This window comes from Pseudomonas tritici (assembly GCF_014268275.3).
GTDB lineage: Bacteria > Pseudomonadota > Gammaproteobacteria > Pseudomonadales > Pseudomonadaceae > Aquipseudomonas > Aquipseudomonas tritici.
Map to the genome: position 1 here is coordinate 2,684,970 of NZ_CP077084.1, position 12,708 is coordinate 2,697,677.

General features: G+C 61.8%; 14 protein-coding genes. 8 read left to right on the forward strand and 6 right to left on the reverse strand.

The features are described 5' to 3' along the window. Nucleotides 1-60: 60 nt before the first annotated feature. The 3 genes from HU722_RS12055 (at nt 61) to HU722_RS12065 (ending at nt 2,568) form a co-directional block, all read left to right on the forward strand. A complete protein-coding gene (locus tag HU722_RS12055; RefSeq protein ID WP_065881410.1) occupies nt 61-690 on the forward strand; it encodes a TetR/AcrR family transcriptional regulator in 630 nt (209 codons plus the stop codon). After that, nucleotides 687-1,364 carry a type 1 glutamine amidotransferase domain-containing protein gene (locus tag HU722_RS12060; RefSeq protein WP_065876212.1) on the forward strand — a complete coding sequence of 226 codons (678 nt, stop codon included), beginning with the start codon at nt 687-689 and terminating at the stop codon, nt 1,362-1,364. The genes HU722_RS12055 and HU722_RS12060 overlap by 4 nt, the downstream gene beginning before the upstream one ends. 79 nt (nt 1,365-1,443) lie before the next feature. After that, complete coding sequence (locus HU722_RS12065; RefSeq protein WP_186753034.1) at nt 1,444-2,568, forward strand: alkene reductase; 1,125 nt, start codon at nt 1,444-1,446, stop codon at nt 2,566-2,568. A 133-nt stretch (nt 2,569-2,701) separates the two neighbouring features. Here HU722_RS12065 and HU722_RS12070 read toward each other — a convergent pair whose 3' ends face one another. Continuing rightward, nucleotides 2,702-3,700: an NAD(P)H-quinone oxidoreductase gene (locus HU722_RS12070; protein ID WP_065876210.1), complete on the reverse strand. Its 999-nt coding sequence runs from the start codon at nt 3,698-3,700 to the stop codon at nt 2,702-2,704. Beyond that, a complete protein-coding gene (locus HU722_RS12075; protein WP_186753033.1) occupies nt 3,697-4,929 on the reverse strand; it encodes a YbfB/YjiJ family MFS transporter in 1,233 nt (410 codons plus the stop codon). Before HU722_RS12075 ends, HU722_RS12070 begins: the two co-directional genes overlap by 4 nt. 112 nt (nt 4,930-5,041) lie before the next feature. On the opposite strand from HU722_RS12075, the gene HU722_RS12080 reads away from it, so the two are divergent. Then, the gene (locus tag HU722_RS12080) at nt 5,042-5,917 is read left to right on the forward strand and encodes a LysR family transcriptional regulator (RefSeq protein WP_065876208.1); all 876 of its coding nucleotides are present in this window, start codon (nt 5,042-5,044) and stop codon (nt 5,915-5,917) included. A gap of 77 nt (nt 5,918-5,994) precedes the next feature. Continuing rightward, entirely contained in the window at nt 5,995-6,381 is a 387-nt protein-coding gene (locus tag HU722_RS12085) for a DoxX family protein (protein WP_186753032.1), read from the forward strand. A gap of 55 nt (nt 6,382-6,436) precedes the next feature. Here the strand turns inward: HU722_RS12085 and HU722_RS12090 are convergent, their stop codons facing one another. The 3 genes from HU722_RS12090 to HU722_RS12100 form a co-directional block, all read right to left on the reverse strand. After that, nucleotides 6,437-7,255, reverse strand: a complete 819-nt coding sequence (locus HU722_RS12090) for an alpha/beta fold hydrolase (protein WP_049708817.1) — start codon at nt 7,253-7,255, stop codon at nt 6,437-6,439. A 90-nt stretch (nt 7,256-7,345) separates the two neighbouring features. Next, the gene (locus tag HU722_RS12095; protein ID WP_065876206.1) at nt 7,346-8,737 is read right to left on the reverse strand and encodes an alginate export family protein; all 1,392 of its coding nucleotides are present in this window, start codon (nt 8,735-8,737) and stop codon (nt 7,346-7,348) included. Continuing rightward, nucleotides 8,734-9,630 (reverse strand): VOC family protein, encoded by an 897-nt coding sequence (locus tag HU722_RS12100; RefSeq protein ID WP_065876205.1) that lies wholly within the window; start codon nt 9,628-9,630, stop codon nt 8,734-8,736. Before HU722_RS12100 ends, HU722_RS12095 begins: the two co-directional genes overlap by 4 nt. A gap of 140 nt (nt 9,631-9,770) precedes the next feature. Between HU722_RS12100 and HU722_RS12105 the strand changes: the two genes are divergently transcribed. Further along, nucleotides 9,771-10,838: an NAD(P)-dependent alcohol dehydrogenase gene (locus HU722_RS12105; RefSeq protein ID WP_065946284.1), complete on the forward strand. Its 1,068-nt coding sequence runs from the start codon at nt 9,771-9,773 to the stop codon at nt 10,836-10,838. Between the two features lie 159 nt (nt 10,839-10,997). Here HU722_RS12105 and HU722_RS12110 read toward each other — a convergent pair whose 3' ends face one another. Continuing rightward, nucleotides 10,998-11,297 (reverse strand): hypothetical protein, encoded by a 300-nt coding sequence (locus HU722_RS12110; RefSeq protein ID WP_065881398.1) that lies wholly within the window; start codon nt 11,295-11,297, stop codon nt 10,998-11,000. A gap of 202 nt (nt 11,298-11,499) precedes the next feature. Between HU722_RS12110 and HU722_RS12115 the strand changes: the two genes are divergently transcribed. Together HU722_RS12115 and HU722_RS12120 are read left to right on the forward strand one after the other, a co-directional pair. Continuing rightward, a complete protein-coding gene (locus HU722_RS12115) occupies nt 11,500-12,159 on the forward strand; it encodes a TonB family protein (RefSeq protein ID WP_175405991.1) in 660 nt (219 codons plus the stop codon). Then, nucleotides 12,156-12,701, forward strand: coding sequence for an RNA polymerase sigma factor (locus HU722_RS12120; protein WP_065876202.1), 546 nt, complete (start codon nt 12,156-12,158; stop codon nt 12,699-12,701). The genes HU722_RS12115 and HU722_RS12120 overlap by 4 nt, the downstream gene beginning before the upstream one ends. Nucleotides 12,702-12,708 lie beyond the last annotated feature (7 nt).

Genomic DNA, 12,708 nt, shown 5'->3' on the forward strand with positions numbered 1-12,708 from the left:
CCCGGCCCCTAACATTCACTCAACGAACTAGACGACTGGTCTAATCGGACGGGATGAAAAATGAGCCGCGAAACTAAAAGTGCAAGGCAGACGATTCTGGAAAGTGCGCAGCCAATTGTGGGCGCCAAGGGATTTTCTGCCGTGGGGTTGAACGAAATACTTCAAGCCGCCGATGTGCCTAAAGGCTCGTTCTATCACTACTTCAACTCTAAAGATGCGTTCGGGGTGGTATTGCTCGACACCTATTTCGACAACTACTTGAGCGGTATGGAACAGCTGTTCAATCAGCCGGACTTATCCCAGCACGCCAAGTTGATGCGCTATTGGCACCGCTGGATCGACAACCAGACCAGTTGCACCGACGCGGGCAAATGCCTTGCCGTCAAACTGGGTGCAGAGGTGTCAGACCTTTCAGAGCCGATGCGCCTGGCCCTGCAGCGCGGCACCGCACGCACTATCGCGTTGCTCGCAATTGCCTTGCAACGCGGCATCGAAGACGGCTCGCTGAAGGTTGCGCAACACCCTGAAAGCCTGGCCCAGCGCTTGTATGCGTTGTGGTTGGGGACCAGCGTCATGAGCAAGATCACACGTACTTGCGCGCCGTTCGACGAGGCGCTGTGGCTGACCCAACACCTGTTGGGCAGCCCTGGACACACTGACGCTCACACCTATCGAGGCACTGGAAAATGAAAGTATTAATGGTACTGACCTCTCACGACCAGCTTGGCGATACCGGGCGCAAGACCGGCTTCTGGCTCGAAGAATTTGCCGCACCGTATTACGCGTTCAAGGACGCCGGCGCCGAGGTGGTGCTGGCCTCCCCGGCGGGCGGTCAACCGCCGCTGGATCCGGTGAGCGACCAGCCGGACTTCCAGACCGAACAGACCCATCGCTTCGCCGCCGACCCGGCTGCACAGCAGGCCCTGGCCACCACACTGAAACTGGAAACCGTCAACGCCGACGCCTTCGACACCGTGTTTTACCCAGGCGGCCACGGCCCGCTGTGGGACCTGGCGGAGTCACCGGTCTCGATTGCCCTGATCGAGTCCTTCGAACGCGCTGGCAAACCGATCGGTTTTGTCTGCCACGCACCGGGCGCACTGCGTCACGTCAAGGCGGTCAATGGCGACCCGTTGATCAAGGGCCGTCGCGTCACCGGGTTCTCCAACTCGGAAGAAGCGGCGGTGGAGTTGACCGACGTGGTGCCGTTCCTGATTGAAGATGAGTTCAAGAAACTCGGCGGCCATTACGAGAAGGGCGCCGATTGGCAATCCTTTGTCATCACAGATGGCCTGTTGGTCACTGGGCAAAACCCTGGCAGTTCCAGCGATGTGGCCAAAGCCCTGCTGACACTCACCGCTTAATCTAAAAAAACGCTGTATTCATTGGCGACTTTTATAAGTCGCCAATGCTTTAGCACGTCCGCAATTTGGAAAACTTTACATGACTGACAATGTTCTGAGTACGCCGGTAAAACTGGGTCACCACACGTTAAACAACCGTATCGTCCTGCCGCCGTTGACGCGCCAGCGCAGCGCTCAGCCTGGCGATATCGCGACCGACCTGATGGCCGAGTATTACCGCCAGCGTGCCACGGCTGGTTTCATGGTCAGCGAAGGTACGCAGATCGAGCCGCGTGGCCAGGGTTATGCGTGGACGCCGGGCATTTACACCCCGGCGCAGATCGACGGCTGGCGCAAAGTCACCGACGCGGTGCACGCCGAAGGCGGGGTGATCTTTGCCCAGTTGTGGCACGTTGGCCGGGTCTCGCATAACGCGTTGCAGCCAGACGGCGCCGCACCCGTCGCGCCGTCGGCGATCCAGGCGCAGCAGGCCAAGGCCTTTATCGAAACCGGTCCTGGCGTGGGCGAGCTCAAGCAGCCGCCGGTACCGCGTGCATTGAGCGCTCTTGAGATCGAAGAGTTGGTCGGGCACTACGCCCAGGCCGCACGCAATGCACTGGATGCCGGGTTTGACGGGGTGGAAATCCATTCGGCGAATGGGTACTTGGTCAACCAGTTCATCTCGGCCCATGCCAATCAGCGTGACGATGAGTACGGCGGGTCACTGCACAATCGCTTGCGCTTTCTGCGTGAAATCGTTGAGGCCGTGAGCGCCGTGGTCGGGCCGGAGCGCCTGGGTGTGCGATTCTCGCCCTTGTTCAGTGGCACTGATCAGGATCGCGTGTACATCGGCCTGGTAGAAGACGACCCGCATCGCACCTATATCGAAGCGATCAAAGTGTTGGAAGAGTCAGGCATCGCCTATGTGTCCATCGCTGAAGCCGACTGGGACAACGCCCCAGTCTTGCCGGAATCGTTCCGCCGCGCGGTGCGCGAAACCTTCAGTGGCCGCATCATCTACGCCGGTCGCTATACCGCTGAACGCGGCGCTGGTCTGGTAGAAGCGGGGTTGGCGGACTTGATTGCGTTCGGGCGGCCATTCATTGCCAACCCGGACCTGCCGCAGCGGATTTTCAACGGATGGCCGTTGAACCCGTTGAAGGCCGAGGGGTTGTATGGCGGGACGGAAGCGGGGTACATCGATTACCCGGTGTACGCCAAATAGCCCTGCGACGCTGATCCATGTGGGCGCTGGCTTGCCTGCGATAGCGTCACCTCGGTTCAACTGAATGACCGAGGTGTCTGCATCGCAGGCAAGCCAGCTCCCACACTGGATCTTCACAAGGCCTGGATCAGCGTCACTCCACCCGCAACACAATCTTCCCAATATGGTCCCCACCCTCCATCCGCGCATGCGCCTGGGCGGCGTCGGTGTAGGCGTACACCTTGTCGATGATCGGCAAGCACCGCCCGGCGGCCAGTACCGGCCAAATGTATTCGCGCAGTTGTTCGGCAATGGCGGCTTTTTCGTCTTTGCTGCGTGCTCGCAGGAGTGAGCCGGTAATCACCGCGCGTTTGCCGAGAATGCTCAGCAGATCGACATCATTGGCCTTGGCGCCGCCGAGGAAGCCCAGCATCACCAAGTGACCGTCCATGGCCAAGGCCTTGAGGTTGTTGTTGAGGTAGGAGGCTCCCATGATGTCGAGGATCACATCGACGCCCTGGTTGTCGGTCTGCTGCGCAATGACTTCGGCAAAATCCTGCTCGCGATAATTGATAGGTTCAGCGCCCAGCTTGGCAATTGCGGCACATTTGTCGGCGCTGCCAGCGGTGGCAAACGCCTGGATGCCAAACTCGCGGCACAGCATCAAGGCGGTGGTGCCGATGCCGCTGGTACCGCCGTGAATCAACACGCGCTGACCGGTGTGTGCATCGCCAAGGCCGAACAGGTTGGCCCACACGGTGAAGAACGTTTCCGGCACGGCGGCGGCTTGAATCCAGTCCATGCCCTCAGGGATCGGCAGGGCCTGGCTGGCCGGCACGCTGCAAAACTGTGCGTAACCACCGCCATTGGTCAAGGCGCAGACCTTGTCGCCCACCTGGTATGCGTTCACGCCTTCACCCAGCGCCACCACTTCACCGGCTACTTCCAACCCGGGGATCGGGCTGAAGCCGGGTTTCATCGGGTACTTGCCGGCACGTTGCAGGGCGTCAGGCCGGTTGACCCCGGCGGCATGCACGCGGATCAGGATCTCGCCGGGGCCTGCGACAGGCACCTCGGCGCGGCGCGGTTGCAGCACTTCAGGCCCGCCAGGGGTGGTGATTTCGATCAGGGTCATTTCTTGAGGAAGCGTCATTTCAGATTACCTGCAGCGATGAGCGTATGGGTTGGGACCGTGTCGAGCGGCCGACGGTTCAGCAGGAACATGCCCAGTTCCAGTGCCAGGGCAACGACGATGGCGCCGGCGGCGATCATGAACAACAGCGCGTGTTGCCCGCCACTGCTGTTGAACAGTGCCGAATAAGCAAACCCGGACAGCGCCTGGAACGTCGCGAAGGACACTGTGGCGCGGCTCCATGCCACTTGTTGCTGGTGATGGTTGGGCAGCAACTCATGCACCCGCGCCAGTGCCAGCGGCACGATGCCCGGCGGGAATGAACCGAGGATCACTGCCAGCACCGCCAGGGCGGTAAACGAACCGGCAAACGGTAACAGGCCGACCGCAATCGCCTGCACCACCAGCACCACGCGAATACTCAAGCGGGCCCCGAGTTTATCGGCGAGGAACCCGTAAGTCACCGGCCCCACAATCGCGCCCAGGCCGCACATTACCCAGATCATCGCGCCGATATGGGCGCCGTCACCCAAGCCACGGGCCACGTAATCCACCAGGAACACCATCGCCGGCACCAAGCCCGCCGCCATAAAAGCGTACTGGGCGAACAACAGGTACACGCCAGAAGGTGTCGGTGCGCAAGTGTCTGCTCGTGCCGGTGCCTCATGCAGCGTACCGCTGGGCCAGGCGAACCAGCTCGCAACCGTCAACACCAGCGCCAACAGGCCGAGGCCAAACCAGGTCTGCTGCAAACCCAGGCTCAACAGCGGCGGCACGATAGTGCCGGAGCCAGCAATGCCCAGGCCGATCCCCAGGAAGATCGCACCGCTGGCCAAGCCACGGCGTGCCGCCGGTACATGGGGCAATACGGTTGCCGCTACCAGCACCATGATTGCGCCACCGGCAATCCCCGACAACAAGCGCCAGGCGAAAAACCACACCACCGACAGCGCAAAGCCACAGGCGAAAAACGCCAGGGTCACCGCCACCATCATGATGCGCAGGGCGGTCTTGTTGGAGGTGCGCTGGGCGAGGGGGCGGCCGATCAGCGCGCCAATCAGGTAACCCACCAGGTTGGCGGCGCCGAGGTAGACCACGTCATTGGCGGAAAACCATTGGGCCTGGATCAGGCTTGGAATCAAAGGCGTATAGGCAAACCGCGCCAAGCCGATGCTGACCAGGCTGGCGCAGAGGCCGGCGAAGATGGGGAGCCAGACTGAGCTGCGGGGTGGGGCGTGAGTGTCGAGCATGATGGCGGTCCTGGGTATTTTTCTCTGGCGCCCAGCATAGCCAGGTTTGTTGATGCAATAATGCTGCGAATACACGGCGCAGCGATGCATATATGCATCATAAGGGGCAGGCATGAATTGGGATGATGCACGGGTCTTTCTGGCGGTCTGCCGCGAATCAACGCTGCGCGGCGCCGCACGGGTGTTGGGCGTGGATCAGGCCACGGTGGGTCGACGAGTCAACGCCCTGGAAAAGTCCCTGAGCGCCACCTTGTTCCTGCGCACGTCCGAGGGCTATGCGCTGACGGCCGTGGGCGAGGCCGCCTTGCGTTCAGTGGAGAAAATGGAGCGTTCGGCCCTCGACCTGGAACGCCAGATCCAAGGCCTGGACGACCGCCTGACCGGCACTGTGCGGGTCAGCACCACGGACTCCCTGGCCATCGACTTCCTGATTCCGGCCATCGCCTGCCTGCACGACAAACACCCCGACGTGCGCGTGCAGCTGGACGCCTCCACCCAGATCCTCAGCCTGGCCAAGCGCGAAGCCGATATCGCTGTGCGCAACACCCGCCCCGACAATCCTGACCTGATCGCCCGGCGCATCGCGCGTTGGCCGCTGGGGCTGTTTGCCTCGCAGGCCTACATCGACCGCCACGGCGTTCCCGAGCCGGGCAGCCTGTTCGAAGGCCATGACTTGGTCGTTTATCAGCCCTACCTGCAAAGCCAGAAAGACCTGACCCTGGTCTCCGAACCGCTGGGGCGCGGGCGCATTGTTGCGGCCCTGAGTTCAAGCCTGTTGGTGCGCCGCTCTATTGCTGCGGGCATCGGCATCGGCGAAATCCCGGTGTACACCGGCGAACGTGACGGGCTGGTACGTCTGTGGCCCGAGCGCACGCGGCCGTTGCCGTACGACGTGTGGCTGGTGACCCACGCCGATCTGCGCCACACCGCGCGAGTGCGGGTGGTGATTGATGAAATCGTCGCAGCATTTGCCGGTACGGGGGAGTGAGGTCAGCACAGGCTTGCAAGCAGGCGGATGGCGCCGTTGACACAATCGACGTTTGTCTCGACCAACAGAGAGCACGTATGAACGAATCAAAACAACAGGACCTGGGGTTGTTGTTTCTACGGGGCAGCGGGGCGCTGTTCCTGCTGTGGGTGCACGGTTTGCCGAAACTGTTGAACTACAGCGAACAGCTGCAGCTGATCGAGGACCCGTTTCACTTGGGCGCTCACATCACGCTGCTGCTGGCGATATTTGCCGAGGTGCTGTGCCCGCTGCTGATCATTGCCGGGGTGCTGGTGCGCCTGGTGTGCCTGCCGATCCTGGCGGTGCTGTTGATCGCCATGCTGGTGGTGCACCCGGAGTGGACGTTGCTGGAAGGGCAATTCGGCTGGCTGCTGTTGATCATTTTCAGCAGCGTGTTGGTCGCCGGGCCGGGGCGTCTGGTCGTGAGCCAACGTTTCTCCTGAGCAAAAAAAGGCCGGGCAAGCCCGGCCGAAATAAGGAGAGGGTGGTTCAGGTGTTTCAGCGGTTCAGGAACGCCAGCAGGTCTTCATTCAAGGCCTGGGCATGGGTCACGGCGAAACCGTGTGGTGCGTCCTTGTAGACCTTCAGCTCGGCGCCTTTGATCGAAGCCGCGGCGGCTTTGCCGGTGGTTTCGAACGGTACGATCTGGTCGCCGTCACCGTGGATGACCAGGGTCGGCACGTCAATCTTGGCCATGTCCGGGCGGAAGTCGGTTTCGGAGAAGGCGGTGACGCAATCCACGGTCGATTTCAGTGACGCCAGCATTGCCACCTGCAGGGTCTGCGTCAGCACGCCTTCGGAGACTGTCTGGCCCTTGTTGATACCAAAGAACGGCGTGTTGAAATCGCTGATGAATTGCGCGCGATCCTTCAGCAGCCCGGCCTTGATGCCATCGAACACTTCAGTCGGCACGCCCTGCGGGTAATCCGGTTTCTGGCCGAACAGAGGCGTCACCGCACCCAGCAGTACCAGGCCGGCGACGCGGGCGCTGCCGTGGCGGGCGATGTAGCGCGCCACGTCGCCGCCGCCCATGGAGAAGCCCACCAGGGTCACGTCCTTGAGGTCCAGGTGTTCGATCAACTGCGCGATATCGTCGGCGAAGGTGTTGTAGTCGTTACCCGTCCACGGCTGGTCCGAGCGCCCGAAGCCACGGCGGTCAAACGCGATGGTGCGAAAACCACGGCTGCTCAGGTATTCCATCTGGTATTCCCACATGTCGGCATCCAGCGGCCAGCCGTGGCTGAACAGCACGGGCTTACCGCTGCCCCAATCCTTGAAGTAGATCTGGGTACCGTCTTTGGCAACGAATGTGCTCATGGAAAACTCCTTGGTGAATAGGCTGGAAAACTCAGGATCACTATTGCCCTTAAGCGTTTCGAGGGCTTGTACGGGTGTGCTTGCTTGGGGTTACCAACTGAACTTGAGCTCGACCCCCAGGTAATTGCTGTCATCACCGCCCGCATCGCGCAGGGTCTGGCCGACGTCGTAGTGCACGGCTTCGACGGCGCCGGTGAGGTTGGCGTTGAACACATAGTCAGTGCGCAGTTGTGCGTAGGCGCCGGTCCAGCGATCACCGCTGCCAGCGGTGCCGGCCACCGGCAGGTTGGGCTGGGTGTACACCGCATCGCTGGTGGTTTGCCGCCAGAGCAGGCCGATGGCGGTTTGCACGCTGAGCTTGTCGATCGGCTTGACGGTGATCGACGGCTTGAAGTGGATCAGGTTGCTGTAGCCCGTGTAGCCTGCGAGGGAAAAGTAGTAGCCGTTGGGAAACAGCGGGTTGAATGTGCCGACAGTGCCATCCCCGGTCTTGCGGTCGCCCGAGGCAATGTCCAATTGCAGGCCGAGGCGCGGCTTCCAGGCCAGGCTGTCAAAGGTGTAGCCCGTGCGACTGCCACCGGCCCAGGCGCGGATATCCTTGTTGCCCACCGAGCCACTTTGCAGCATCGCTTCGATGTCCCAGTCAAAGCCCATGGCCGCGCCGCCCAGGCGGGCGTCGAACAGGTGGCGGGTTTCGTCGCCGTCCGCGTCAAGGTAGTGCGCCGCGCTGCGTTCATACACGCCGTAGTAGGCCGACAGTTCGTTTTTACCGCCCACCAGCCGCTCGACCCGCACCATGTGGAAGCGTGCGTCACTATTGGATTTGTCGTCGAAGTGGCGCCCGTCCTGATACTGCACCGGCTGGCTGGCAATTCCGATAAAGCGCCAGTTCGACGTCTCCCAGTCCGCCCACAGCGCATCGAAGGATTGCCGCACGTTCGGGCCATCCCGCGATGAGATGAAGCGCTGCAAGTCGAAAGCGAAATCCTGGCGCCCGACACGTGCTTTCAGCGTGCCGCTGCTGAAGGCATTGACGTATTCGGCAAAGGCCAGGCGCAGGTCGACGCGGTTCTGGTCGGCGCCGCCGATCGTCGTCTTGTCATACGCGCGCACGTCTTCAAGCTGGGTGAACACCCGCCAGTTTTCGTTCAGGTGCAGGTCGGCATGCACCTGGAAGCGTTGGATCAGGTAGCGATCACGCTTCACATCGCGCACGCCAAAACCACTGGCATCGTTCATCTCGAAGCGCTCGCGCAACGTGGCGCCCAGGGACAAGTAGGTGAACGGGTTGGCAGCTGACAATGGGATGTACTTCAAATTGTCCAACGGCTGCGTGCGCAGCGCCGGGTTTTGCAGTACCGACCAGTCTTCCTGCCAGCGGTTGGCCTTGATGGTCGGGCGTGTCGCTTGCTCGTCGGCGTGGACGCCGCCGGCGAGCAGCGGCCACAGCACGGCCAGGCCCCAGCCTGTGCGACGCTTCATTTTGCCGCGTTGAGTTGGTGAATCTCCGCGACATAGCCGCCCGGGAACTCGACCAAAGCGCTGCGACGGCCTTTGCTGTCAAAGGCAGGCACCAGCACTGTGGCGCCGGAGCCAGTGGCCTTGCCCAGGGTCGCCGCCAGGTCAGCCACCTGATAGCCGGTGGTTTCATGGCCGAACGGGTAGGGCAGTTGACCGTTGGTGACCAGCACCGCCATGCGGCCGAACGGCGACTCGATGTCGACGCGGCGATAAGTGCCGCTGGCTTGACCGATATCCACGCCCGGTGCGTGCCTGTCATCGGCCAGGACTTTGCCGTGGGAGAAGCCCAGGAACGACTTGATAAAGCTGTCGGCACGGTCGGCGCTGAGGTACACGCGGTTTTCCGGCACGGTCTGGAACGCGGCGTAATCCGGGGTCTTGGTGTGCCAATAGAGCTGCATATTCACGCCGCCTGGCCACTGCACCACGGCGTCACGCCCGATCGGGTCGGGGAAGTCGCTGACGATCACCGCCGCACCGTTTTCCCGGGCGGCCTTGAGCGCTGCGTCCATGTCCTTGACCAGGTAACCGTTGCGCTCCTGGCCGAACGGGTGCGGGATCGGCGTGGTGAAGCCAAACAACGACACCGTGCCCGCCGGGGTCTGCAGCAATTGCGAGGTGGTGCTGCTCGGCACCGGCAGCACGTTCACCACCACCTGGGCCGTGCTTTTGCCGCCGAAGGTGGCCAGGAAACTCTGGGCAAAACGGTCGACATCGGCCGGCGCCACATAGACGTGGCTGGTGTCATATTGCGGGGCCACCGCTACCGCGGGTGTTGCCGCAAAGGCACTGCCCATCATGGCCCCGGCCAGCAACGTGACAGCCAGCGATACCGTCCTCACTTTTTTACACATGCCCACTCTCCAGCGTCTTGAGAAAGTCAGGAGCTTAGGGGCCGCGCAGTAACGCGGATTGTATGGACGTGCTCGGTTGAACGATTCAGCGTCTATGCGGGTCATCTGACTTCCAGCATCCGATCACACAGGTGAACGAAATGGCCAAGACTTACAGCTACGCCGCCCAGAACGCCAAGGATTCCCTCAAGCCCTTTACCTTCGAGCGCCGCTCGCCGGGGGCGGATGATGTACAGATCGACATTCTCTATTGCGGGGTTTGCCACTCCGACCTGCACACCGCGCGCAACGAATGGAATAACACCCTGTACCCCTCCGTACCCGGCCATGAAATCGTCGGCCGCGTCACGGCAGTAGGCGCCAATGTCAGCCAGTTCAACGTCGGTGATTTGGCGGGTGTCGGCTGCATGGTCGACAGCTGCCAGCACTGTGCGTCCTGTGCCGAGGGCGAGGAGCAGTACTGCGAGAGCGGCTTTACCGGCACCTACAACGGCCCGGTATTCGGCGGCGAAAACACCTTTGGCGGCTACTCCGACAGCATCGTGGTCAAGGAGAAGTTCGTGCTGCGCATCTCCCACGACGCTTCCAACCTGGCCGCCGTCGCGCCGCTGCTGTGCGCGGGCATCACCACCTATTCGCCGCTGCACCACTGGAAGGTTGGCCCCGGCAAGAAGGTCGGTATAGTCGGTCTCGGTGGCCTGGGCCATATGGCGGTGAAGATCGCCCACGCCATGGGCGCGCACGTCACGCTGTTCACCACCTCACCCAACAAACGCGAAGACGGCCTGCGCCTGGGCGCAGACCAAGTGGTGGTATCGAAAAACCCGGACGAAATGGCCAAGGTCGCCAACAGCCTGGATTTCATCCTCAACACCGTCGCCGCACCGCACGACCTAGACGCCTTCCTCAACCTGCTCAAGCGCGACGGCACCATGACCCTGGTCGGTGCACCCGACAGCCCGCACCCGTCGCCCACCGTGTTCAACCTGATCTTCAAGCGCCGCAGCCTGGCCGGCTCCCTGATCGGTGGCATCCAGGAGACCCAGGACATGCTGGACTTCTGCGCCAAGCACGGGATTGTCTCGGACGTGGAAATGATCGATATCCAAGGCATCAACGAGGCGTATGAGCGGATGCTCAAGGGCGATGTGAAGTACCGGTTTGTGATTGATATGGACAGCTTGAAAAAGGAAAGCCACGCGGCTTGAGATACGCTGTAAGTCCAAACTGTGGGAGCGGCGGTTCGACGCTTCGACTTGCTCGCGAATGCAGAGTGTCAGTCACTGATGATTTGACTGATCCACCACATTCGCGAGCAAGCCCGCTCCCACATTTGTCACATGTGTACTCAGACAATTTCTAACGGCTCAAGGCCGCTGCGGCTTCACCGACGTACCAAACGTGTTGCCCATACGCACACTGGTCGCCGCCGGAGTGGCTAGACCCACTTTATTGGGCTGCCGCTTTTCGACGGAAATGTTCTGTGCCTCCTGGTTCTTCTTCGCCGCCTGTGCCGCATTCGTGTCATTGCCCATCTGCTGGCTCAAACAACCGTAGTCGGGCGCCTTATACCCATCCACCGTGACCTCTGCGCAATTGTCGGCATGGGCACTCAAGGGCAGGGCGACGCACAGCAACAGGCTGACAAGGGACGGTAACACGTTCATTCAGGGCCTCCTGGCAGGCCCGGGAGGTGGGCCGTTATGGCTAGCAAGTCTAGTGCAGCAGGCCTTACGTCACTGTGATGTTTTTTTTGCTATCACCGTAACATCAGGTTCATAAACTGGCCTCAGGATGACGGTTTTCTAGGGCGCGTCGGCCGTGCAGCGATGCAGAGCAGGGGGTGAACAGGGAGTCTGGAGGCGCGTCATGTGCGCCCTGGTCTTGCTGTTGCTGCTGGCCGGTGGTCGTACGGCACTGGCAGCGTCACCCCTGCTGTCGTTGGACCTGCCGGCGCAGGACCTGGAGCACGCACTGCAAGCCTACAGCCGCGCCACCGGGATGGCGGTGCTGGTGGACCGCGAGTTGACGCGGGGCCGGCGCTCGATTGGGGTGCGCGGGCGCTTTACGGCGCAAGAGGCACTGGCGATGTTGCTGACAGGGAGTGGCCTGATGGCACGTTATGCACGCAACGATGCGTTTACCTTGCAGACACCGCAGGTCAGCCAGCCGCCGCCCACCCAGGGTGCGGCTGCACGCAGCGTCGCGCGGATCAACAACAGCTACGCGACGGCGTTGCAACACGCCATAGAAACCAGCCTGTGCCGTTCGCCGCTGACCCGGCCCGGTAGTTTTCGCGCGCTGGTGCAGGTATGGGTCAACCCGGACGGGGTGATTGAACACAGTCGGCTGGTCAGTTCCACCGGCGATGAACAACGCGATGAAGCACTGGTGCGCAGCCTGAGTGCGGCCCGGGTCGAACGCCCGGCGCCGAGCTCAATGCGCCAACCGGTGACTTTACTTTTGATGCCCGACACAACAGGAACGCGCATGGAATGCACAGTAGCGAAAGGAACCTGGGGCGGATGAAAAATACCGGGCACAGTCCGATGGTCAGCTTGTTCCTGGCCTCCTACGAAGACTTCAAGGTGCGTTTGCGCAAGCGCCTGGGCTCGGAGGACCTGGCCAACGACGTGCTGCACGAAACCTACCTGCGGGTCGACCGCATGGACGTGCCGCCGAACCTGCAACAACCCAACGCCTACCTGTACCGCATGGCCTTGAACATCGCCGCCGACCGCCGCCAGGCCGACGCGCGTCTGCTCACCGGCAGCGAAGTGGAGGAACTGTTGCAAAGCGCCGACGAAGCCCAGGACCCGTCGCGGGTGGTGGGTGGCCAGAAAGAAATCCAATCCTTGGTCAAGGCCCTCTACGAACTGCCGGCACGCCGCCGCAAGATCCTCATCGCCGCGCGACTGGAAGAAGCCCCGCACCTGGAAATTTCCCAGCGTTTCGGCATCTCCACGCGCATGGTCGAGAAGGAAATCAAGGCAGCCCTGGGCCACTGTGCCAAGCGCCTGGAAAGAAAAGTGATTCAGCGGTTCGGTCCCGGGGCCGGAAAACCGTCTTAGTGTCGAG

Excerpts from the sequence above, each read along its gene's own strand:
- HU722_RS12055 (WP_065881410.1), top strand. The coding sequence starts at position 61 with ATGAGCCGCGAAACTAAAAGTGCAAGGCAGACGATTCTGGAAAGTGCG.
- HU722_RS12060 (WP_065876212.1), top strand. The coding sequence starts at position 687 with ATGAAAGTATTAATGGTACTGACCTCTCACGACCAGCTTGGCGATACC.
- HU722_RS12065 (WP_186753034.1), top strand. The coding sequence starts at position 1,444 with ATGACTGACAATGTTCTGAGTACGCCGGTAAAACTGGGTCACCACACG.
- HU722_RS12070 (WP_065876210.1), bottom strand. The coding sequence starts at position 3,700 with ATGACGCTTCCTCAAGAAATGACCCTGATCGAAATCACCACCCCTGGC.
- HU722_RS12075 (WP_186753033.1), bottom strand. The coding sequence starts at position 4,929 with ATGCTCGACACTCACGCCCCACCCCGCAGCTCAGTCTGGCTCCCCATC.
- HU722_RS12080 (WP_065876208.1), top strand. The coding sequence starts at position 5,042 with ATGAATTGGGATGATGCACGGGTCTTTCTGGCGGTCTGCCGCGAATCA.
- HU722_RS12085 (WP_186753032.1), top strand. The coding sequence starts at position 5,995 with ATGAACGAATCAAAACAACAGGACCTGGGGTTGTTGTTTCTACGGGGC.
- HU722_RS12090 (WP_049708817.1), bottom strand. The coding sequence starts at position 7,255 with ATGAGCACATTCGTTGCCAAAGACGGTACCCAGATCTACTTCAAGGAT.
- HU722_RS12095 (WP_065876206.1), bottom strand. The coding sequence starts at position 8,737 with ATGAAGCGTCGCACAGGCTGGGGCCTGGCCGTGCTGTGGCCGCTGCTC.
- HU722_RS12100 (WP_065876205.1), bottom strand. The coding sequence starts at position 9,630 with ATGTGTAAAAAAGTGAGGACGGTATCGCTGGCTGTCACGTTGCTGGCC.
- HU722_RS12105 (WP_065946284.1), top strand. The coding sequence starts at position 9,771 with ATGGCCAAGACTTACAGCTACGCCGCCCAGAACGCCAAGGATTCCCTC.
- HU722_RS12110 (WP_065881398.1), bottom strand. The coding sequence starts at position 11,297 with ATGAACGTGTTACCGTCCCTTGTCAGCCTGTTGCTGTGCGTCGCCCTG.
- HU722_RS12115 (WP_175405991.1), top strand. The coding sequence starts at position 11,500 with ATGTGCGCCCTGGTCTTGCTGTTGCTGCTGGCCGGTGGTCGTACGGCA.
- HU722_RS12120 (WP_065876202.1), top strand. The coding sequence starts at position 12,156 with ATGAAAAATACCGGGCACAGTCCGATGGTCAGCTTGTTCCTGGCCTCC.